We start from the raw sequence: 21,933 nt of genomic DNA, 5'->3' as shown, positions 1-21,933 counted from the left end.
CTTTTTTGAAAATATAAGATTTTAGAAGAAAGGAAGGCGGAAGCGGGAGGCTGGAAGTTTATGTTCGTTAAAAAATGAATGAAATACCCATTAATTATCCTTTCAAAATCGGGGAAAATTTTAATAATAAAACAATAAGTTCTCAGAAACTCAACCGTAACTTCCAGCCTCCCTCTTCCAGCTTCCTGCCTTTTTTATTTCTTATACTGAGATTCATAAATATCAATCCAGTCCTTTACCGTCATTTTCTGACTCAGTTCCGCAATCAGCTCAAAAGGAATATCTTCCGGCTTCTTAAAGCGTACGCATGATTTCCCCATGTCCAGCTTCTTTTTGGAATATTTCGGGTATTCCGTAACAAGCCAATCCAGAAGTTCAGGGCGGGAATATAATCCCATGTGATATAAAGCTATAAAATTCTTTTGTGAAGCCAGATTAATAAATGGTAAAGGAGTATTCGGTGCACAATGATAACCGGCAGGGTAAGTTTCCAATGGGACAACCCAGCCTATCATTCCATAATTGGAAGTTTGTTCAAAACCTTTTGGAAGATTATCATGAATTGCATCAAAAAGTTTTTTAAATGATTCCTGTCTTTCCTCAGGAATCTTAGAAAGATAATCTTCTAATGAGGTGGATAAAATTTGCATTTTCAGTAAGTTTTTAGATTTTCAAATTAACAAAAATTATTAATTACTTAATTTCTTTTTAAAGTATTGATAGATGCTAAGGTATACATCTTACATCATAAAAAAGCAGCAATACAAAATGTACTGCCGCCCAACTTTACTTACACTAAAAAAATTATTTCTTGATCGTTTTTACAGTAGATTGAGAACCATCCTTAAAATGAAGGGTAACAAAATACAATCCTGAATTCAATTTACTTAAATCTAATTCCTGCACAGATCCTTCAACAGTTGAAACTACTCTTCCTGAAGTATCTGCTACTGTCACAGATTTCACATTTTTCGCATCTGCTATATAAAGAATATCTTTAAACGGATTAGGGTGAACTTCTGCTTTCCTTGCATTACGATTTACTTCTGAAGTGCTTAGCTGTACCGCCTCTACAGTAAAATCATCTACATAGAAATTATAATCCAAGTTATTATTTACAGCTCCTGAAGTTCCATAGAATGCAAATATTGTATTAGCACCTGTATTATTGGTTAGATTATAAACATATTCAGTAGCAGTATTAGACGGAGCGTTGTTAGGTCCCCATGATTCTAATATTGTCCAGGTAGTTCCTCCATCTTCTGAAGCCATAAAATGAACAAGATCATCATCGCCCATAGCTGAAGCACCAGTGCCGGAATAAGTAGAAACACCGTATTTAAACTTCACTCTATACCCCCCTGCTGAAAGATTAAAAGGTACCGTTTTAAGCCAGCCAGTTCTATTAGTAGAATAAATATTCATATGAGCAGAAGGTCCATTAGCAGCAACATTCAAGAAATTACGCGATGCCCACAATGGTGATGTAGTAGTACCCGTAGGTCCAGTGTCCGGACTTCCTCCTGTTAAATTGTTTGCCCAGCAATTTCCCGGGAAGCTGCTAAAGTCATTGGTATATGAAGGAACGATTGATCCGCATAATGTTGTAAATGATTTCGAGAATGACCACGCACTCTTACTTGTAGCTCCGATACAGTTTGTTCTTACCCAATAATAATAAGTAGTACTTGGAGATAAATTAGTAAGCGTATAAGACGTTCCCTGAACATCAAAATGATTTGGAGTGGTAGCAGCAGTAGGAGTTGTAGCACTTGTGCTATAGTAAATATCATGGCTTACTCCGGGATTTCCCGCAGGCATTGTCCAGGAAATTTCAGCTGAATTTGAAGTTACTGTTCCGGTTGCTGATAAAACAGGAGCAAGACATGTCGTATAGGCATCCGCCGAAAAAGCAAAAACATTCATGACTCCCGAGCTGTTTGTTTTCGTTACCGTTACACTTTGAATAGGCTTTGTCTGGTTGGCAGGATCAATAGTTAAAGCCGTCTGATATAATCTGGGATTACTTGAACTGGATTCCAATGCGTTTGTTGTTCTTAGAATCCTTCCAATTCCCTGAATGGCAAAATTACTTCCATCATACCAGTCTGAAATAGTTTGTCCTGTAAAAGTCTGTGTGGTATTATCCGTAAAATTCACCGTAATATTTACAGTAGATGTTCCACTACCACTGGTAGAAAGCATATAAAGCTTAAAAGCTGCTACAGGAGTCGTAAATGTAAGGATACCTGAATTATTACCAGCAGCAGAACTATTGATTTTCAAAGAATTATTTCCAAAATAATCACCCAACTGAAAACTTAGTCCGGCTGTAGATGCCACCACTGAATTAACAATTCCATTTACCGGAAGACCATAAGAGAGCGGTGTACTGCTTGACGTCAGCTGAAAATCTCTCGATACAAAAGCATAAGAAACTCCGTCTACATCAGATGTTGTAGAATTAACGGCAGAGCCTACCCCATTAGCAATTACATCCTGGGTGTACCCCGAGCTAATCGGCATGGTCTGAAAATTTTGTGCTATCAAAGAAGAAGCTGAAAGAAGAGCAATTACAGGAATTACTCTAGAAAATAAATTTATTATCATTTTATTCATATTTGTGGTGAAAATTAAGAAAAATATCAATATAAAAAACTTATTTTTAATAAATATTTAAATAATTATCAAAAATTAACTTAACATATATATTAATAAATTAAAATTTTTCTCTTTGGGAAAAGGATTTTACATCATAATTAGGCACGATCTTCCTTACCTTAATTTTATTATTGAGAAATTAAATCCTATTTTTGTCATACAAATTTTTTGAACAATGCCGAATATTTCAAACAGAGCACTTCATATGCCGCCATCGCCGGTAAGAAAACTGGTTCCCTTTGCGTTACAAGCAAAACAGAAAGGAATAAAAGTATATCACCTAAATATCGGGCAGCCTGATATTGAAACTCCGGAAACAGCTTTAAATGCTTTAAAGAATATTGATCTTAAAGTATTGGAATATGCGCTTTCTGAAGGGAATATCGAATACAGAAAAGCCCTTACAGAATATTACCATTCACTAGGTTTTTCAGATTTGACCCCTGATAACTTCATCGTTACCAACGGTGGTTCTGAAGCCCTGAATTTTGCCATTTCTACATTATGTGACGAAGGTGATGAGGTGATCATTCCAGAGCCTTATTATGCAAATTACAATGGTTTCACAAGCACATTTGACGTAAATGTAGTGGCTGTTCCTTCAACTATTGATACAGGTTTTGCATTACCTCCAATTGAAGAATTCGAGAAAAAAATCACTGAAAAAACAAGAGCAATTGTAATCTGTAACCCTGGAAACCCTACAGGATACCTTTACACTCGTGAAGAGCTTCAAAAGCTTTCTGAAATTGCTTTAAAATATGATATCGTAATTATCTCTGACGAAGTATACAGAGAATATGTATATGACGGAAAACAGCAGATCTCAATGCTGGATTTCCCTGAATTAAGCGAAAACTGCATCATTATCGACTCAGAATCCAAGCGTTATTCTATGTGTGGAGTAAGAATCGGATGTATGGTTACCCGTTCTCAAAAAATCCGTAATGCAGCAATGCTTTTCGCTCAGGCAAGATTAAGCCCTGTTCTTTTAGGACAGATTGCAGCGACAGCAGCACACCAAAATGATGGTCCTTATATCAGAGCTGTAAGAGAAGAATATACCCACAGAAGAAATGTTTTAGTAGATCTTTTAAATGCTATTCCAGGAGTAATCTGCCCTAAGCCAAGAGGTGCTTTCTATTGCGTTGCTGAACTTCCGGTAGATGATACTGAGAAATTCGCACAATGGCTGCTAGAAAAATACTCCCTGAACAACGAAACCATCATGGTAGCTCCGGCAGGTGGATTCTACAGCAACCCTGAACTGGGTAAAAAGCAGGTAAGAATTGCCTATGTTTTAAAAGAAGAAGACTTAAAGAAAAGTGCTGAAATTCTGAAAGAAGCTTTAAAAAAGTACAGAGAAGAATTTAGCCTATAAAAATTATATTTAAATGCCGACAACAAAAAATATCCATCTGAAAATACTGTTTTCGATTCTTTTGCTGTCGGCATTTTTTTCTTGTGATCAACCGAAACCTCAAAAACCGGTTAGTAAAAACCCAAACGAGATCAACTTTATCAGTTTATCCAATGTAGGGGGGCAGCTTGGCAATTACAGGATCATAAAAGTTACCAAAGACTCCATCAATGTAGAAAAGGGGTTAACGACAAATCAGACTCATAAAAAATGGGGATCCGCAATCAGTCCTGCAACATGGAAAAAACTGACCTCATCCGTCAATATCAAAGATCTGGATTATATCAAAAGCTCTCCAAGTGTACAACCTGTAGACGGAATTGATGAAACTTTTCAGATTCGTACTCCCAAAAAATCACATATGTATGTCAATTCTTATGTGGACACGGTACATTACAAACAACTTCAGCAGATTAAAGAGCAATTAGACCAGATTCTTCCTAAAGAATACAAATAAAAACATGCAAGAAAATTTTTCCTTAAAACCTTACAATACATTCGGTGTAGATGCTAAAGCAAAATACTTCATTGAAATCCATAACATTGAAGAGTTAAAAGACGCTCTCAACTTTTCAAAAGAGAAATCTCTGTCACTTTTATTTTTAGGAGGCGGAAGTAATATTCTTCTGACAAAGGACTTTGACGGTCTTGCTATTAAACTTAATTTAAAAGGTATTTCCGAGCAAAACCTTAACAACAATGAAGTTCTGGTTACTGCAAAAGCAGGAGAAAACTGGCATGAATTCGTAATGTTTTGCCTGAGTAAAAATTATGGCGGACTGGAAAATCTTTCTTTAATTCCAGGGAATGTAGGAACTTCTCCAATGCAGAATATAGGAGCTTACGGAACTGAAATTAAAGATGTATTTGTAAACTGTCAGGTACTCAATTTAGAAAATCAGACTGTAGAAACTTTTGATCTTGAAAAGTGCAGATTCGGATACAGAGATTCTATTTTTAAGCAGGAAGGAAAAGGAAAATACATCATCCTGGAAGTTACTTTTAAACTTACCAAAGAAAATCATCATATCAAAACTGAATATGGTGCTATTACTTCTGAACTACAGAATCTGGGTATTGAAAAACCTACGATTCAGGATGTGTCTCAAGCGGTGATCAATATCCGTCAAAGCAAATTACCTGATCCTAAGCAAATCGGAAATGCAGGAAGTTTCTTTAAGAACCCTACGATTCCTTTAGCTCAATTTGAAGCATTACAGCAAAAGTTTGAGAATATTCAGGGATATCCTAACGGGGCGATGGTAAAAGTTCCTGCTGGATGGCTGATAGAACAATGCGGATGGAAAGGAAAACAAATTGGGAATGTAGCTTCACACAAACTTCAGTCATTAGTAATCATTAATGCTACCGGTACCGCTACCGGAAAAGAAATTTTTGATTTTTCCACTGAAATTATCAATTCTGTAAAAGAAAAATTCGGGATAGAACTTGAAAGGGAAGTGAATATTATATAAATTCCGCATCAGATTATATAACATTATCAGAATTATATTTCTGATTTTTGTCTTATTATTTTAATTTATTCTAAATAACTATTGGTCAGCATTATTATATTTAATAATTTTGCGATCCGCTTATTTAGAATAAATAAAAATGAATAGATCTTTATTTTTTGTTTTCATTTTGCTTTTCAGCACACAGTTTATAAAGGCTCAAAGTGAACAATCACAACTGAACATCACTGTTTTTGACGAAAACAATAAAGAATTGAGAGGGGCTTCCGTTACAATTGACCAGACCTCTTTAATCACCGATAAAAACGGAAATGCCGCTATTTCCGTATCCAACGGCAAACACCACGTTAAAATTCTTCACCCTGATTTTCAGGAAAAAGAACTAAATATCACGCTTACTTCATCACAGAACATCACGATAAACCTTAAGCCGATTAATAAATTGGAAGAGGTCGTTGTATTTTCTAAAGAAAGTAAAGGGTTAACGACGAAATCTGTTATTGACAGACAGGCAATGCAGCATTTACAGCCTTCAAGCTTCACAGATTTAATGGAACTCCTTCCGGGAGGACTTGCTAAAACACCTGTATTAAACTCTACCAACAGAGCAACCTTAAGAGAGAATACAGGAGGTTATTCAGGAAATCAATACAATACCTCATCACTGGGAGTTCAGTTTATGATTGATGATAATATTATCAATTCTAATTCGGACATGCAGGTTTCTCTGGATAAAAGCCAGTTTCTGGAAGCACCTAAAAGCAGAGAAACAACGACTTCAGGAGTAGATATGAGAACGATCTCCACCAATGATATTGAAAAAGTAGAAGTAATACGGGGAATTCCATCAGCAGCTTATGGAGATTTGACTTCGGGATTAATTAAAATAGAGCGTAAAATCAATGCATCTCCTTTACAGGCAAGGTTTAAGGCAGATGGATTCAGTAAACAATATTACGTAAGCAAAGGTTTTAAGATCAATGACAAATGGAATATGAGTGCCAGTGCAGATTTTCTGGATTCTAAATCTAATCCTACTGATGATTTTGAAAATTACCAACGTATCACGGCTTCCATCCGTTCAAAGAAGATTTCCACATTATGGTCAAGACCTTTGGAATGGAGATCAACTATTGATTTTTCCACAAACATTGACCATAAAAAATATGATCCGGATAACGGATATCCGTCTACAGATAAATATGAATCTAATAATAAAAGAATCAGCTTAACGAATAACTTCATCTACCTGTTGGATAAAAGTTCTTTTTTCAATAAGTTAACTTTAAACACAGCGATTCGTCAAGGCTTTGAAAAGATAGAGCAGGTAAAACTGGTTCAATTATCTGGTCCCCGCTCTTTTTCACTTGCTACTGAACAGGGCGAGAACGTAGGATATTTTCCTGATCTTCGATATATTGCTGAATTTTCTACGGAAGGAAAGCCTTTGGACATAACCGCTTTTTTACAGGCAAACGGAATAAAAAAAACATTTGGAATCACGCATCAGTATGAAGCAGGGCTTGACTGGAGATATTCTAAAAACAATGGTAAAGGTCTTCAGTACGATATGAGAACACCTCCTTCTGCAAACACAGGAATTACAAGACCAAGACCTTACAATGATATTCCGGCATCTAGTCTTTTGGCAGCATTTATGGGTGATCAGATGAGCTATAACTTTGATCAGCATAAGTTTACATTCTATGCAGGTTTACGATTATCTAAAAATCTGGGAATTGATAATTCTTATGCCATCAGTAAAAAGATTTTTGTGGAACCAAGATTGAATTTTCAGTACAGCCTTCCTCACCTGATGATCAATAATTATCCTTTAAAAACAGATATTACCTTAGGATACGGTCTCTTCTATAAGCAACCTACTCTATTGATGCTTTACCCCAATAATGAATACTGGGATTATACTCAATTGAATTATTATCACAATGATGCACAATACCGATATGTTAACTTCATGACTTATATTCAGTCAAGAGAAAATAAAGAAATTGAGGCGGCAAAAAGTATAAAAAAAGAAATCCGTTTAGATCTTTCCTACAGAAATCATGAGTTCTTTCTGACTTATTTTAAAGAAAATATGACCAATGGTTTCCGTACTATGGATGAGACAGCCGTTCATCACTATAAACAATATGATGCTACGAAGGTAGATCCTTCTCTATGGACCTCTGATGGACCAGATTTAACGGGTGTTCCTTATGAAATGAGAAGAATTTTCGGAGTTTACTCTACAACAAGAAACGGAAGTGAAACATTAAAACAAGGAATTGAGTTTGGCTATACCTCACCAAGAATCAAGGCAATCAATACAAGATTTACTTTCACAGGTGCTTGGTTTAAAACGCAATACAGAAATTCTACTCCTTTTATCTGGAAGCCTACGGTAAGCATTGGCGCAGATGGCTATCCTTATTACGGAATTTACAAGAATGATGTTGGATATGTGAATTCCAATTTAAATTACAACCTACTGATAGACACCTACCTTCCAAGTCTGGATATGATTGTATCAGCTTCTATACAGGGAAGTCTGTATGATCATCAGCGAAATGACAGAAGAATTGCTGAACCTATTTCGTATTATGGATTGGATGGCGCCATACACCCTTTCACAGAAGCAGACAAAACAGATATTTATAAACAATGGCTGGTAAGAAACGTTTCTGTTTCAGATAATCTGGACAGGCTTACCACTTTTACAATTGCAGGAAATATAAAAGTTACCAAGAGTATTTACAAAGCTCTTCGTACTTCACTTTTTGTCAACAGGCTTTTCAACTATGGAGCACCTTACACATTCAATAATGTAAAGGTTTACAGAAAAAGAATGAATACCCCATACTTCGGAATGGAATTAAACTACAATTTTTAAACATATCAAAAGTTAAGTAACATGAAAAAAAGAATTTTACTATTAAGTTTTGTCGCCTTGATGGGCACTGCATTTACAGTGACATCATGTACTGATGATGATTTCGGGGTACAAACCGGACAAAACGGGGTGTTAACTTTATCTTTTACAGGAGAAAATATTGCCTCTTATGAGGCGCTGGACATTGAAGTTCGAGAAGTAAATACGGGTATTGTTATTACCGAAAAAAGCCAAAAAGCAAGCTCCGTTTCTATAGAAGTTCCGCATGGTTCTTACAAAATTATGGTAAACGGCAAGGTCGTAACCAATCAGATGGAAACCACAGATGCAGCAGGATCATCCAGCGTAGATATTACCAAATTGGTGACTAATGTTACCGTTCCTTTATATTTTAAAGCATTTCACGAAGATTTTATCATCGAAGAAGTATTCTTTACAGGAATAAAAACTCCGGATGGCAAAAACTACAACTCAAGCCGTTACTTTAAAATCGTAAATAATACGGATAAGGTTTTATATGCAGATAATCTGATCATCGGACAATCACAGTTCATGACAACTGAAGATGACAACCCTACACCATACGATTCTAATCAGTACTTCCCTGTAAAAGGGGTTTTAGTTTTACCAACTCAGCCAGGGGGATATGCTGTGCAGCCGGGAGATTTTATTGTTGTAGCAGATAACGCCATCAATCATAAAGCACAGACAAGTACAGCTTTTGATCTTCATAACGCAGATTTCGAATACCCTTCAAAAGCTCCCGCTCTTGGACAGGTAGACAATCCGGCTGTTCCCAATGCAGAAGTTATTTTCACTACTGCAAAAGATATGTTTATCATGCATAACAGAGGATTTGAAAGCTATGTTATTGCCCGTTTTCCAACTGGGGAATCAAAAACAACATTCCTTCAGAACCGTAAATATGATTTCAGCTATATCAATTCTGCCGGAAACGTTACCAAACGAAGTGTTTATTCAATCCCGAATTCATGGATCATAGATGGAGTAAATAACAGTGTTCCTACCAAATTTGTGCATACATTAACCTCTCCAAGCATTGATGCAGGATGGACTTCCGCAGGTACAATAGACAGCGACCCGAACCGTTTCGGAAAATCTGTGAGACGTAAAATTATCGGAAAAATGGGTGCTGGTAAAAACCTTTATATGGATACCAACAATTCATCCAATGATTTTGTGAAAGACTCCGAAGCAAGTTTAAAAAATGGTATTGTTCATCCAGAATAATACAATCATCAAGATATTATGCTAAATATAAAGACATCTTTCTTTCTGTTACTTTCTAATATGTGTTTTCTTTCTGTGAAGGCACAGGACAGCATCAGTCTTTTTAAGACGATCAATAATCAATATGATACAGAAAGAAATTTTAAAGATAATTTTTTCTCAAACCCGGCTTCAATGTCGGGCTACAGTTCTTCTTCATTTTCAGAGTTCAATGTCGGATATCATAAAGATGATAAAAAAGTTTACCGTCAGCAATTGGGAAATGGCGATAGAGGATTGACTGTAGAAGCAAAATCATTTCAAAAATTAAAGCCCAACCGATATGTCTGGGGAAATGCCAGCTACCAAAAACTGAAAACGGAACTTGTAAGATGGAATGAATCACTAGATTATGATCGTATAGCTCCTTACATCATAGCCGATTCTGCCGGTGGAAAATTAAACGTTGAACGTTATCAGTTTACGGGTGGATATTTACAAAAATTCAAAAAATGGACTTTTGCAGGACAGGTAAGCTATCTTGCACAAATGGGATACCGTGCAAAGGACCCGAGAATGAAAAGTACTACTTCTGATCTCCGTATAAAAGCTGGGCTCAATTATAATATTTTCAGAGCATATGAAATAGGAATTTTTGGGGAATTCAATAAGTATACTCAAAACAATTCTATTACCTTTCAAAGCTTATTGGGAAGACCTTATACTTATCAAATGACGAGTTTCGGATTTTCAAACTATCTTTTTAACGGAAGCAGCAATCCTAATACTGTTTTTGAAGAGTTTGCTTATAAAGGAGGATTACAGATCATGAATAAGCAGGGAAAAGATTTCTATCTTCAGGCTGCTTTAGGCAGATCCAATAATATTAAAAGCTATGTCAACAGCCTTTCTTCCAACATATTTTTTGATCTTTCCGATCTGGAAAATAAAACTCTTGAAGTGGAAGGCGCCAAATTTTTCAGCATAAATGAGAAAAACAGGCTCGGATTCCTGACAAACTTCACCTCTTCTGTAAAAACAGGCTCTGAGTACGGTTATTCTTTAAATACAGCAAGTCTGCAACAGATCTTTAAAAGAAAATCATATAGAAAGGAAGATTACATTACTTCTGTAAAAGGATTTTATCAATACAATCAAGATAGCTACTCTATTACAGCGACATCTTTTTTCGCTTATGAAGAGATTAAAGAAAGAAGACTTTATCCTTCTGCAGGACAGAAATTTGTATACACCTATTTCGGGATCAATGCAGATTATAAACAAAAGATCAAGGAAAATCAAATCCTGACAATACAGCCTTACTTCTCACAAAGAACAGTTGGTAAAACCATGAACGCTCTCACCTCTGCCGGAAATGCGGCTGTGGATGCGTGGATCCTTGAAGATTATAATTTTCAGGCAAGTGATATTACGACTTTCGGAGCTTCAGTAAGATATGATTGTAAGCTACAGAAACTTCCCGCGTTCTTTGTAAGTGCTCAATATCAGACTCAGAAGATTCATAAAAATAATAATAATTTTGTAGCAGCAAGCATAGGAATAACCTTTTAATCATGAGAAAACTAATATATTGGGGGTTAGGTGGGGTATCAATGATCTTATTGAGCTTTACATCTAAGGTAAATCAGGATGTACTGAACCTTCAGGATCCTACCATTGAAGATATCATCAAAAGTTATAAAAAGGCAATTTCAGAATGGTCAAAACCAACTATCGATTATGGTGTAAAATGGCAGGAATTTGCTCCTATTAAAACAGATTCCACATTTTTTAAGGAACAGGACAAACCGAATGTTATTCTTGGAAAAACATTATTTTTTGATCCGAAATTATCCCAATCTAATCAGATCTCCTGCAGTTCATGCCATGACCCGGAAATGGGCTGGTCAGACAGACGACATGTCGCATTAGGCAACAATCACCTTCAGGGTAACAGAAATACAATATCGCTGTACAATATCTCGGAAAGGCAATTATTTTTCTGGGACGGAAGAGCAAAAACTCTTGAAGAACAAGCTGCCGGACCATTAGGAGCGCATCACGAGATGGCAATGGATGTGAAAACTTTACCTGCAAAAATTCAGGCATTAAAAGGATATAAACCTCTCTTCAAAAATGCATATGGGGATGAGAAAGTTACTTATGACAGAATTGTAAAAGCAATTGCAGATTTCCAGAAAACAATTAAAAGTCAGCCAAGCCGTTTTGATAAGTTCCTTGAAGGAAAATATAACGCTATGTCTGATGAAGAAATCTACGGTATGCATATTTTCAGAACAAAAGCACGCTGCATGAATTGCCATAGCGGACAATATCTTACAGACGAATCTTTTCATAATATCGGTTTAACGTATTATAAAAGAAAATATGAAGACCTTGGGTTATATAATATTACTAAAAAAGCTGAAGATGTTGGTAAATTCAAAACACCTCAGTTAAGAGATCTTCTGCTTACACAACCTTGGATGCACAACGGATTATTTGGTGACCTGGAAGGCGTTGTTAATATGTACAACAGCGGAATGCACATGATAGATCCTTCTCCTGAAGCCAAACAACAGGACCCGCTTTACCCTGTAACAGACCCTTTACTGAAGCCGTTAAAACTTACAAAAGAAGAGAAAAAAGCTTTAGTATCTTTCCTGGAAGCCCTTTCCGGAACAAAATATAAAATGAGGAGACCAGAGTTTCCTGTAGAATAACAAGGTCCGGCAAACGCCGGACCTTTTGGTTGGAAGCTGTAGGATAGAAGTTAGAAGTACTTTACACGTTCCTGACTACTCCTCTTTTCCATCATAATAAAAAACATTATTTTCGTTAAAAAATCAACACAGCATGAAAATAGCGATTTTAGGAGCCGGAAACATGGGACTTTCATTTTCAAAATCATTTTTGAAGTACGATCTGATCAAACCGGAGAACCTTCATCTTATTACCAGAAGCCAGTCTAAGATCTCCAAAATAGCAGAAGAATTTCCCAAATCAAAGACATCCACTTTTGACGAAGTAACGGAATTTGATGCTGACTTAATTATTATTGCTGTGAAACCCCAGGATTTTCAGACTGTTGTCCAGAATATTCAGTTTAAATTAAAGGAAAATCAGATGGTATTATCCATCATGGCGGGGATTAATATTGAAAAGATTCAAAAATCATTAAACCACCCATTGGTAGTAAGAGCCATGCCGAACTCTCCAACTCTTTTAGGAATGGGCATCACAGGCTATACAGCGGCAGATGGAATTTCTTTCAGCCAGCTCATCAACATTGAACGATTACTGAACAGTACCGGAAGATCAGTGTATCTGGAAGATGAAAATTTATTGGATGGAGTTACCGCACTTTCAGGAAGTGGTCCTGCTTATTTCTACTATATTATTGATGCAATGATCAAAGCAGGTATTGAGATGGGAATTGAAGAAAACCTTTCTAAACTTTTTGTAAAACAAACAATGCTTGGCGCCTATCATCTGATCAATAATTCGGAGAAGAACCTTGAAGAGCTTATAAAAGACGTTGCCTCCAAAGGCGGAACTACAGAAGCAGCATTAAAAACTTTCGAGGAAAATCATTTCAAAGAAATTTTAAAACAGGGAATTTTAAATGCTGAAAAACGCGCTAAAGAACTAAATTCCTAAACTTTTTTCGATAAACCGATACATCAACCACCCTAAATACACCCCAAAAGTATTGAGGATGATATCGTCTATCTCAAATATTCCCATTCTTGTAAAATACTGAAGTGCTTCTACAATAGTGATCGCTGGAATAAAATTAAGAACAAGCGTCTTCAGGTCTTTCAATTTGGGAAAAACCCATCCAAGAAAACCAAAAGGAATAAACATCACTATATTTCCAAGAACAATTATTACAATCTCTTTCCAGTCTCTTATTCCTTTTATAAAATTGATGGTAGAAAATATAGGTTCCACGGTGATCAGGTTGTCATCATACTGAAATCTGCCCATCCCGAGAAACATCAGGTACAGCAAAAGCAGCGTATAAGGAATGATAATAATTTTATATATTTTCTTTAACATCAGATGCTAATATATTCATTTCAAAAACATTAAATTTGTATGTTAAAATAATTTAATGAAATACGTTCTACTTACACTTATTTCAGCAATGCTGCTGTCGGTCTCTTGGCCTACTTATGGAGTTCCGTTTTTTATATTTTTTGCTCTTGTTCCTCTTCTGATGATGGAACATGGAATTTCAAAATTTTCAAATTATAAGAGAAAAAGCTGGGTCATTTTCGGACTCTCTTACCTTTGTTTTGTAATCTGGAATATTGTCACTACCGGATGGTTGTACGGGTCCAAAAACCCGGACGGAAGTCATTCTATGATGGCAGTTGTTTTTCCGGTGCTTGTGAACTCTCTTTTGTATTCATTGGTTTTTCAGTGCTATCACTGGTATAAAAATGCACAAGGAACCTATTGGGGGCTTGGATTCTTTATTGCGATCTGGATGAGCTTTGAAAAATTTCATCTGAACTGGGAACTTACCTGGCCATGGCTGAATTTAGGAAATGTATTTTCTGATTATCCGAAACTGATTCAATGGTATGACACCTTAGGTGCAACCGGCGGAAGTTTCTGGATTCTTTTGATTAATGTTTTAATTTTCTACACCATAAGAACTTGGGAAGCAGGAAGAAAGAAAAAAGACCTGATCAGAAACTCTTCTATTGTAGCGGCTTTAATAGCTATTCCAATGATCATTTCGGTTATTAAATACAATAGCTTTAATGAAAAGCCTTCAGGACAGGTTAATGTCCTGATGCTGCAACCTGATCTTGATCCTTATGCTGAAAAGTATTCCAAAGACAGTTTAACGATTGAGCAGGATCTTCTTGCCCTTGCAGGAAAAAATTCCACCACAAAGATTGATTATTATATTGCTCCTGAAACAGCACTTCCGGGCAAAGGCTCAATTTCTGAAACAGGCTTTGAAAAAAGCTTACTGATCAACAATGTAAAAGAATTTTTAACCCAACATCCGGGATCTGTTTTCGCAACGGGAATATCTTCACATCGTTTATACTTTGATCCTAATACGCTGCCTAAGGAAGCTTACCCGATCAATTCCGGCGTGTGGGCAGAAAGTTACAATACCGCGATCCAGATTGCACCACAGCAAAAGGTCCAGGTATATCATAAAGGGAAACTCGTTCCAGGAGTTGAAATTTTCCCTTATATGAGCGTTCTGAAACCTATTCTGGGAGATGCAATGATTAATCTGGGCGGAACAGTAGCTTCTCTGGGAACAGATAAAGAAAGAATGGCATTTTCTAACCCTTACAACAAGGGAAAAATGGCTCCTATTATTTGCTACGAAAGTATTTATGGAGAATTTGTAACTGATTATGTAAGAAAAGGCGCCAATTTCCTTGGAATTATGACCAACGATTCATGGTGGGGCGTTACAGAAGGACACAAGCAACTTTTATCTTATGCAAAATTAAGAGCCATTGAAACAAGAAGAGAAATTGCCCGTGCTGCCAACAGTGGTATTTCAGCGCACATCAATGCGAAAGGTGAAGTGATTGCTGATACTTTCTATGGTGATCAGACAGCATTATTCGCAAAAGTAAATCTCTATGAAGACTTAACATTCTACTCAAGAGCAGGAGATCTTCTTTCAAGATTTTCAATGTTTGCTTTGGGATTCTTATTGTTCTATTATCTGATTAAATGGTTTCAGGCAAAAACAAAGAAAGCTTAATTTTTAAGTAGATTCACCAATACATAAAGTCTGCGTTATCTGCAAGATCTGAGAGTTCTTAATTTCTCACTGATTGAGCTGATAACGCAGATTTTATTTTCAAACACAAATAACTACAGACATCTGTGAAATCTGAGGGAAATATTTAATGATATTTTCATGAAGCCCCCAACAGCTTATCCTCATAAAAAAAGAGAAGCCAGCTGGACGTCTAGCTTCTCTCAAGATAGAATAAATGATTCAGTTATTTAATAGTGAGTTTTTTGGTAGTTATTTCATTTTTTATCTTCAGTTTTAACAGATATATTCCTTTTGGTAAATGTGAAACATTCATAGACTGATCTCCGTTTAATGTCACATTTAGCTTTCTTCCGTCCATTGAATAAATTTCAGCCTCCGAAATTTTATCACCTTTGATGTAAACCTTATCAGAGGTTGGGTTGGGATAGATAAGCAGTTCTTTTTTTACAAAATTTGCGTTAGATTCTTTCGTTGATAATGTACCTAATGTAGAAGCATCAGAATATACTTTTGAAGCATCAATGGACCTTACACTCCAATAAACATTTTCAACTGATGGATCTAAATCCAGGAACCATGAAGGCGTTGTCACAATATACTTTGCAATATCCTGCGCTCCCTGAGTTGATCCCACTTTTATTTCATAACGTAATGCCTGTACAGGAGTTTTATCATCTGTGGCGCCACTCCATGTAAAATTAAATCGGGTTCCGTTTTTTGATACATTAAGTTGGGTAGGTGCTGTTGGTTTTGCATTTGTAGTCTGAGCATTATTTTTAAAAAGCTTGGTCAAAGAAGGTATATCCTGACTGGACCAGTCAAAACCAGCCAATAATACATCCAGATGATGATCATTATTAAAATCAAACAACTGTACGACTCCCGGACCTCCAAGGTTATACAATCCAGACGTTATTCCTTCTGTAAAAGTACCGTTGGCTACATCATATAAATAAGTTTTTACAACTGCATTATAATTAATATCTCCAGAAATGATAAAATCATAGTAGCCATCATTGTTTAAATCCCCTACACTTATAGATGCTTCTGAAATATCAAATGAATCCATCTGCTGTGTCACCAGATTTCCAGTTCCATCATTCATTAAAACAGCAATGTAAGGATCATCATTAGGATCTTTTCCTACTACCACAATATCCTGAAAGCCATCTGCATTAAAATCAGCAACCTCCAGCTTACCGGAAATAAGAGAATCAAGACTCTGTGTGTAAACCAATGTCCCCCCTTGATTCATATATACCTTAGACACCGGATCTCCATTCATGTCTGAACCAATCACAATAACATCTAACAGATGATCATTATTAAGGTCAACCGCTTTAAAGCTTCCGTTCTGAGTGCCATCTACCCAATTTTCAGTCATTTCAAATCCGTCGCCGGTATTTCTATAAAAATCAATAGTATTTCTAAAGCCCCCTCCATGTGCGGACTGAGTTCCGTTCAGTGCATAATCAGATTTTCCGTCATGATTAAAATCAAAAACCTCTATGGAACCATAAATTTTACCAGGAAGTTCTGCTTCTTTGATAAAACCTACTCCTGTATTTTTAAATCGATACTGCTTATAATTTACAATATCCATATAGCTTTGTCCCGCAGAAATAATATCCATCAATCCATCATTATTATAATCGATAAATTTTACATCTCCCAGATGCGTCACATCTCCTCCAAAATCAGTATAAGGCTGTAATGTTGTACCATTATTCTGATATACCTCATTATAGGTAGCATCCGGCTGCCCGTCTCCATCAGAATCTATGGCACCATTGACTACAATATCCAGGGTACCGTTATTATCAACATCAGCAATATCAGCAGCAGAAAAATAAAAGTTATTCATTCCGGTTTGTACCTCAGTAAAACTCTGAGCACACAGACCAACTGGAAGCATAGACAATAGAATATAAATTCTCTTCATATTGTTTTTATTTAGATTAATTAAAAACAAAGATAGAATATTAAATTTCCTTTCTGAAAAAAAGCCTGCATGAAATATATCAGCACTGATTTTCTGCTATATCCCGGAAATTCGGGTATTTTAAAAAATCAATATTATTAATCAGCCACTTATTTACAAATATTTTCCAAAAGATTTGTCTATATAAAAAATTCTTCGTTATTTTGCACTCTCAAATATTATACAAATAAGAACATCGAGATATGTCAAGAATTTGCCAAATAACAGGAAAGCGTGCAATGGTTGGTAACAACGTTTCTCACGCTAATAACAAAACGAAGCGTCGTTTTGAAATTAACTTATTAGAGAAGAAGTTTTACCTTCCAGAGCAAGATAAGCACGTTACACTGAAAGTATCAGCTCATGGATTGAGAGTGATTAACAAGATTGGAATCGAGGAAGCTATTGAAAGAGCTACTAGAAACGGATTGATTAAAAAGAATTAATAGATCATGGCAAAAAAAGGAAATAGAGTTCAAGTAATCCTTGAATGTACAGAGCACAAAGAAAGCGGTATGCCAGGAATGTCTAGATACATTTCTACGAAAAACAAAAAGAACACTACAGAGAGATTAGAGCTTAAAAAGTATAATCCAGTTCTTAAGAGATCTACCCTTCACAAAGAAATCAAGTAATTTATAAATATAATTTACAATGGCAAAGAAAGTAGTAGCAACCCTACAAACCGGGTCAAAAAAAATGACTAAAGTGGTGAAAATGGTTAAGTCTTCTAAATCAGGAGCTTACGTTTTCGAAGAAAAAGTAATGAATGCTGATGAAGTAGATGGTTTTTTGAAAAAATAATCAATACTTTATTTACAATATAAAAAACTACTCATATTTTGGGTAGTTTTTTTGTTATCTTTGTTCACCAGATTATTAATCAGTGAAATATGAAGAAAATTCTTGTCCCTATATGTACAGTAATTTTTCAATTTTCACTCAGTCAGAAAACAATGGATTCTATAGAATACAGAAGTTCACCAAAAGTTTTCAGCATCCCGGGATTATCACAATCAGTAAGCATTGATTGCGGTACTTCCAGAATGATTTTATTATCTGGTCAGGTTCCTTTAGATTCAAAAGGTAATCTGGTGGGAAACAATGTGGAGGAACAATCACATCAGATTTTCAAGAACATTGAAAATATTTTAAAAGAGTATGAAGGTACGGGCAAAGACATTGTCAAGCTGGTCATCTTCATCACAGACATATCAAAAACTCCTGATTTCAGAAAAGTCAGGGATAAATATGTCAACCTTCAAAATCCACCTGTAAGCAGCCTTATAGAAGTAAGCAGGCTTTTCAGAGATGATGTATTGATAGAAGTAGAAGCCACAGCAGTGATTAACAACAAAAGATAAGAATAAACTAAAACTATGAGTTGGTTTAAAAATATTTTCAAAAAGGAAGAAAAAGAGACCCTAGATAAAGGATTGGAAAAATCCAGCCAGGGATTCTTTGAAAAAATGACGAAGGCAGTAGTCGGTAAAAGCAAAGTAGATGATGAAGTTCTGGATGATCTGGAAGAAGTACTTATTGCATCCGATGTAGGCGCCTCTACTACTATCAAAATCATAGAAAGAATTGAAGAACGTGTAGCACGCGATAAATATGTGGGTGTAGGCGAACTGGATAAAATTCTTCGTGATGAAATTTCTGGTTTATTACTGGAAAACCCTCATGCCGGAACAGGAAATATTGATACTACAAAAAAACCATATGTCATTATGGTCGTAGGCGTAAACGGTGTAGGAAAAACAACAACCATTGGTAAACTGGCTCACCAATTCAAATCAGAAGGTAAAAAAGTAGTGTTAGGAGCTGCTGATACATTTAGAGCGGCGGCAGTAGACCAACTTACCATCTGGAGTGAAAGAGTGGATGTTCCTATCGTAAAACAAGGAATGGGTTCCGATCCTGCTTCTGTAGCTTTTGACACCGTACAAAGTGCTGTTGCTCAAAATGCAGACGTTGTAATCATTGATACCGCAGGAAGACTTCATAATAAGATCAACCTTATGAATGAACTTTCAAAGATCAAAAGAGTAATGCAGAAGGTAATTCCTGATGCTCCTCATGAGATTCTATTAGTTCTTGATGGTTCTACAGGACAAAATGCATTTGAACAGGCTAAACAGTTTACAGCTGCTACTGAGGTAAATGCTTTGGCAGTAACAAAATTAGACGGAACAGCAAAAGGAGGAGTTGTTATCGGTATCTCAGATCAATTTCAGATTCCAGTGAAATATATAGGTGTAGGTGAAAAAATGCAGGACCTTCAGCTTTTCAATGGTACGGAATTTGTAGACTCATTCTTCAAGAAAAGATGATTTATATCATGTTTTCCCTTGTATTAGTATAACAAATCAATTTTAAATATTAACAGTTAAAAAAATTTGCAACTATGGGAATTATAACATGGATTTTATTCGGTCTTATTGCAGGTGCAATCGCTAAATTAATTATGCCTGGAACTCAGGGAGGAGGTTGGCTAATTACCATTATCCTTGGAATTATCGGAGCGTTTGTAGGAGGAGCTATAGGAGTTTACATTTTACATTGGGGAGACGTCACCTCATTCTGGAATCCTAGAAGCTGGATTCTCGCTATCGGAGGAGCTTTAATTATCCTTTGGATTTACGGAATGGCAACAAAGAAAAGCTGATGTAACGTTAATAAAAAATAAAATCCCGGATCTGAAATTCAGATCCGGGATTTTTGTACAATATAATTGAGTTAGTTGTTAATTCTTATCTGGTAAGGCATTTCCATTTTTACCTCAGACTGCAATTTCTTATCAGTGATCTGCTGTAAGATCTCATAATTTGATTTACCAATCTTATTTTTGATAATTCTAGCAGAAACATCTTCTTCATTCAGATCTTTAAATAACTGTTCAAAAGGTGACATTTTCTTAGGGAAAGATTCTACGTGATAAGATTTCACTCCTGCTTTCTGTGCTGCAAATTTCACAGCATCATTTAATGTTCCAAGCTCATCTACAAGACCAATTTGCTTAGCACGAGCTCCACTCCATACTCTACCTCCACCTACATCATCAATCTGTTCAAATGTTTTCTTTCTGTTTTGGGTAACAAAGTGTACAAATCTCTTATAAGTACCTTCTACACTTCTTGTCATCATATTTACTCCATAAGGTGTCACCCCGTTCAATCCTGAATAATACATAGAGTTTGCATTAGTTGCTACAACATCTGCACGGATTCCGTTTTTGCTCGCGATATCTTTATAATAAGGCATTACACCAAATACCCCGATAGAACCTGTAAGAGTATTGGGTTCAGAATAAATTTTATCTGCTGCCATTGCTACATAATAACCTCCTGATGCTGCATAGTCACCAAATGATACCACCAAAGGCTTTTTCTTTTTCAACTGTTGAAGTTCAAATAAAATCTCATCTGAAGCATTAGCACTTCCTCCAGGTGAATTAATTCTGAAAACAACAGCTTTTACCTTATCATCTTCCTGAAGTTTTTTAATATACTTTACATATTTTTCAGAATGAATATCATTATACTGATCTCCATTATTAATAGATCCTGAAGCATATAAAACAGCTACCTTTTCTCCTGTTGTATCTTCATCTGCATAAGAGCTGATATAATTAGCCAAAGAAATTTTGTTCAGCTTTTCCTTATCTTTTATACTAAGCTTCGCCTTTAGCATGTCTTCATATTCTGTTTTCTGAGCAAGCTTATCTGCTAGTTTATATTTTAATCCCTGCTCAGGAATCATTCCGTATAAGCTGTCTACAATTGTTTTGAACTGAAGAGTATCAATTTTTCTTGATGCAGCCATTTTACTGGAGGTATTTTTCCAAAGGTCATTCAGAAGAGTACTCAACTGTTCTTTATTTTCCGGAGAAATATCATTTCTTAAAAAAGGCTCTACAGCAGATTTGAATTTACCATGACGAATCACTTCAATACCGATACCGTACTTATCTGCAAAATCTTTAAAGAAAGTCACCTCAGTAGCAAGTCCTTTTAACTCAATACCACCTGCCGGATGAAGGTAATACTGATCCGCAACTGATCCTAAATAATAAGCCGATTGTGAAACTCCATTTCCGTAAGCATATACAAACTTTCCACTTTTCTTGAAATCTTCAATAGCATTTCTAAGATCATCAATCTGAGTCAGCCCTGCATTGAGCTCATCTGCTTCAATACTGATTCCTTTAATATTATCATCAGTTTTAGCTTTATTGATTGCTTCCAATGCATCATATAAAAGAATATTTTTATTCTGTTGCCCGCTTATTCCGAATAATCCCATTTGCTCTTCCGTAGGACTATCAATGATGCTGGTCTTTAAATTAATGGTTAGAATCGAATTCTTTTTCACTGTAACAGACTTATCACTTCCCATAGAACTGAACACAAGCATCATAATGAAAAAGACGAAAAATACGGCAAAAAGTATAATTATTGCCACTATATTTGCCAAAACATTTTTAAAGAAACTTCTCAT

The 21,933-nt window shown here is 35.8% G+C and carries 20 protein-coding genes; 15 read left to right on the top strand and 5 right to left on the bottom strand.

Annotated features, from left to right (window positions below; all coding sequences use genetic code 11):
• Positions 1–194: 194 nt before the first annotated feature.
• A complete protein-coding gene (locus AC5YGG_RS17795; RefSeq protein WP_496145780.1) occupies positions 195–650 on the bottom strand; it encodes a DUF1801 domain-containing protein in 456 nt (151 codons plus the stop codon).
• Positions 651–804: 154 nt separating this feature from the next.
• The gene (locus AC5YGG_RS17790) at positions 805–2,610 is read right to left on the bottom strand and encodes a T9SS type A sorting domain-containing protein (protein ID WP_496145779.1); all 1,806 of its coding nucleotides are present in this window, start codon (positions 2,608–2,610) and stop codon (positions 805–807) included.
• A 226-nt stretch (positions 2,611–2,836) separates the two neighbouring features.
• Between AC5YGG_RS17790 and AC5YGG_RS17785 the strand changes: the two genes are divergently transcribed.
• The 8 genes from AC5YGG_RS17785 to proC all read left to right on the top strand — a co-directional run bounded on the left by AC5YGG_RS17785 (position 2,837) and on the right by proC (position 13,339).
• Positions 2,837–4,042 carry a pyridoxal phosphate-dependent aminotransferase gene (locus AC5YGG_RS17785; RefSeq protein WP_065395037.1) on the top strand — a complete coding sequence of 402 codons (1,206 nt, stop codon included), beginning with the start codon at positions 2,837–2,839 and terminating at the stop codon, positions 4,040–4,042.
• 13 nt (positions 4,043–4,055) lie between these two features.
• Positions 4,056–4,538: a hypothetical protein gene (locus AC5YGG_RS17780; protein WP_496145778.1), complete on the top strand. Its 483-nt coding sequence runs from the start codon at positions 4,056–4,058 to the stop codon at positions 4,536–4,538.
• A 4-nt stretch (positions 4,539–4,542) separates the two neighbouring features.
• Positions 4,543–5,556: a UDP-N-acetylmuramate dehydrogenase gene (murB, locus tag AC5YGG_RS17775; protein ID WP_496145777.1), complete on the top strand. Its 1,014-nt coding sequence runs from the start codon at positions 4,543–4,545 to the stop codon at positions 5,554–5,556.
• 139 nt (positions 5,557–5,695) lie between these two features.
• Entirely contained in the window at positions 5,696–8,449 is a 2,754-nt protein-coding gene (locus AC5YGG_RS17770; RefSeq protein ID WP_496145776.1) for a TonB-dependent receptor, read from the top strand.
• Between the two features lie 21 nt (positions 8,450–8,470).
• Positions 8,471–9,700 (top strand): DUF4876 domain-containing protein, encoded by a 1,230-nt coding sequence (locus tag AC5YGG_RS17765; protein WP_496145775.1) that lies wholly within the window; start codon positions 8,471–8,473, stop codon positions 9,698–9,700.
• A gap of 18 nt (positions 9,701–9,718) precedes the next feature.
• Entirely contained in the window at positions 9,719–11,251 is a 1,533-nt protein-coding gene (locus AC5YGG_RS17760) for a DUF6850 family outer membrane beta-barrel protein (protein WP_496145774.1), read from the top strand.
• Positions 11,252–11,253: 2 nt separating this feature from the next.
• A complete protein-coding gene (locus AC5YGG_RS17755; protein WP_496145773.1) occupies positions 11,254–12,402 on the top strand; it encodes a cytochrome-c peroxidase in 1,149 nt (382 codons plus the stop codon).
• Between the two features lie 133 nt (positions 12,403–12,535).
• Complete coding sequence (gene proC, locus AC5YGG_RS17750; RefSeq protein WP_496145772.1) at positions 12,536–13,339, top strand: pyrroline-5-carboxylate reductase; 804 nt, start codon at positions 12,536–12,538, stop codon at positions 13,337–13,339.
• On the opposite strand, the gene AC5YGG_RS17745 is transcribed toward proC, so the two are convergent.
• Positions 13,328–13,741 carry a VanZ family protein gene (locus AC5YGG_RS17745; protein WP_496145771.1) on the bottom strand — a complete coding sequence of 138 codons (414 nt, stop codon included), beginning with the start codon at positions 13,739–13,741 and terminating at the stop codon, positions 13,328–13,330. The genes proC and AC5YGG_RS17745 overlap by 12 nt on opposite strands.
• Before the next feature lie 55 nt (positions 13,742–13,796).
• Here AC5YGG_RS17745 and lnt point away from each other — a divergent pair, with 55 nt between their 5' ends.
• Positions 13,797–15,431, top strand: coding sequence for an apolipoprotein N-acyltransferase (gene lnt / locus AC5YGG_RS17740; protein WP_496145770.1), 1,635 nt, complete (start codon positions 13,797–13,799; stop codon positions 15,429–15,431).
• Positions 15,432–15,675: 244 nt separating this feature from the next.
• On the opposite strand, the gene AC5YGG_RS17735 is transcribed toward lnt, so the two are convergent.
• A complete protein-coding gene (locus tag AC5YGG_RS17735; RefSeq protein ID WP_496145769.1) occupies positions 15,676–17,394 on the bottom strand; it encodes a T9SS type A sorting domain-containing protein in 1,719 nt (572 codons plus the stop codon).
• Positions 17,395–17,636: 242 nt separating this feature from the next.
• Between AC5YGG_RS17735 and rpmB the strand changes: the two genes are divergently transcribed.
• The 6 genes from rpmB to AC5YGG_RS17705 all read left to right on the top strand — a co-directional run bounded on the left by rpmB (position 17,637) and on the right by AC5YGG_RS17705 (position 20,101).
• On the top strand, positions 17,637–17,879 hold the full coding sequence (rpmB, locus tag AC5YGG_RS17730; RefSeq protein WP_002976757.1) for a 50S ribosomal protein L28: 243 nt from the start codon (positions 17,637–17,639) through the stop codon (positions 17,877–17,879).
• 6 nt (positions 17,880–17,885) lie between these two features.
• On the top strand, positions 17,886–18,068 hold the full coding sequence (rpmG, locus tag AC5YGG_RS17725; RefSeq protein ID WP_027373683.1) for a 50S ribosomal protein L33: 183 nt from the start codon (positions 17,886–17,888) through the stop codon (positions 18,066–18,068).
• Positions 18,069–18,087: 19 nt separating this feature from the next.
• A complete protein-coding gene (locus AC5YGG_RS17720; RefSeq protein WP_065395045.1) occupies positions 18,088–18,237 on the top strand; it encodes a DUF4295 family protein in 150 nt (49 codons plus the stop codon).
• 152 nt (positions 18,238–18,389) lie between these two features.
• Positions 18,390–18,797 (top strand): RidA family protein, encoded by a 408-nt coding sequence (locus tag AC5YGG_RS17715; RefSeq protein WP_496145768.1) that lies wholly within the window; start codon positions 18,390–18,392, stop codon positions 18,795–18,797.
• Positions 18,798–18,812: 15 nt separating this feature from the next.
• The gene (ftsY, locus tag AC5YGG_RS17710; protein WP_496145767.1) at positions 18,813–19,766 is read left to right on the top strand and encodes a signal recognition particle-docking protein FtsY; all 954 of its coding nucleotides are present in this window, start codon (positions 18,813–18,815) and stop codon (positions 19,764–19,766) included.
• Positions 19,767–19,840: 74 nt separating this feature from the next.
• Entirely contained in the window at positions 19,841–20,101 is a 261-nt protein-coding gene (locus AC5YGG_RS17705; RefSeq protein ID WP_496145766.1) for a GlsB/YeaQ/YmgE family stress response membrane protein, read from the top strand.
• 71 nt (positions 20,102–20,172) lie between these two features.
• Here the strand turns inward: AC5YGG_RS17705 and sppA are convergent, their stop codons facing one another.
• Positions 20,173–21,933 (bottom strand): signal peptide peptidase SppA, encoded by a 1,761-nt coding sequence (gene sppA, locus AC5YGG_RS17700; RefSeq protein WP_496145765.1) that lies wholly within the window; start codon positions 21,931–21,933, stop codon positions 20,173–20,175.

The sequence above is a fragment of the Chryseobacterium sp. CS2K3 genome, assembly GCF_059515185.1.
This window is presented reverse-complemented; position numbering and strand designations above follow the sequence as displayed.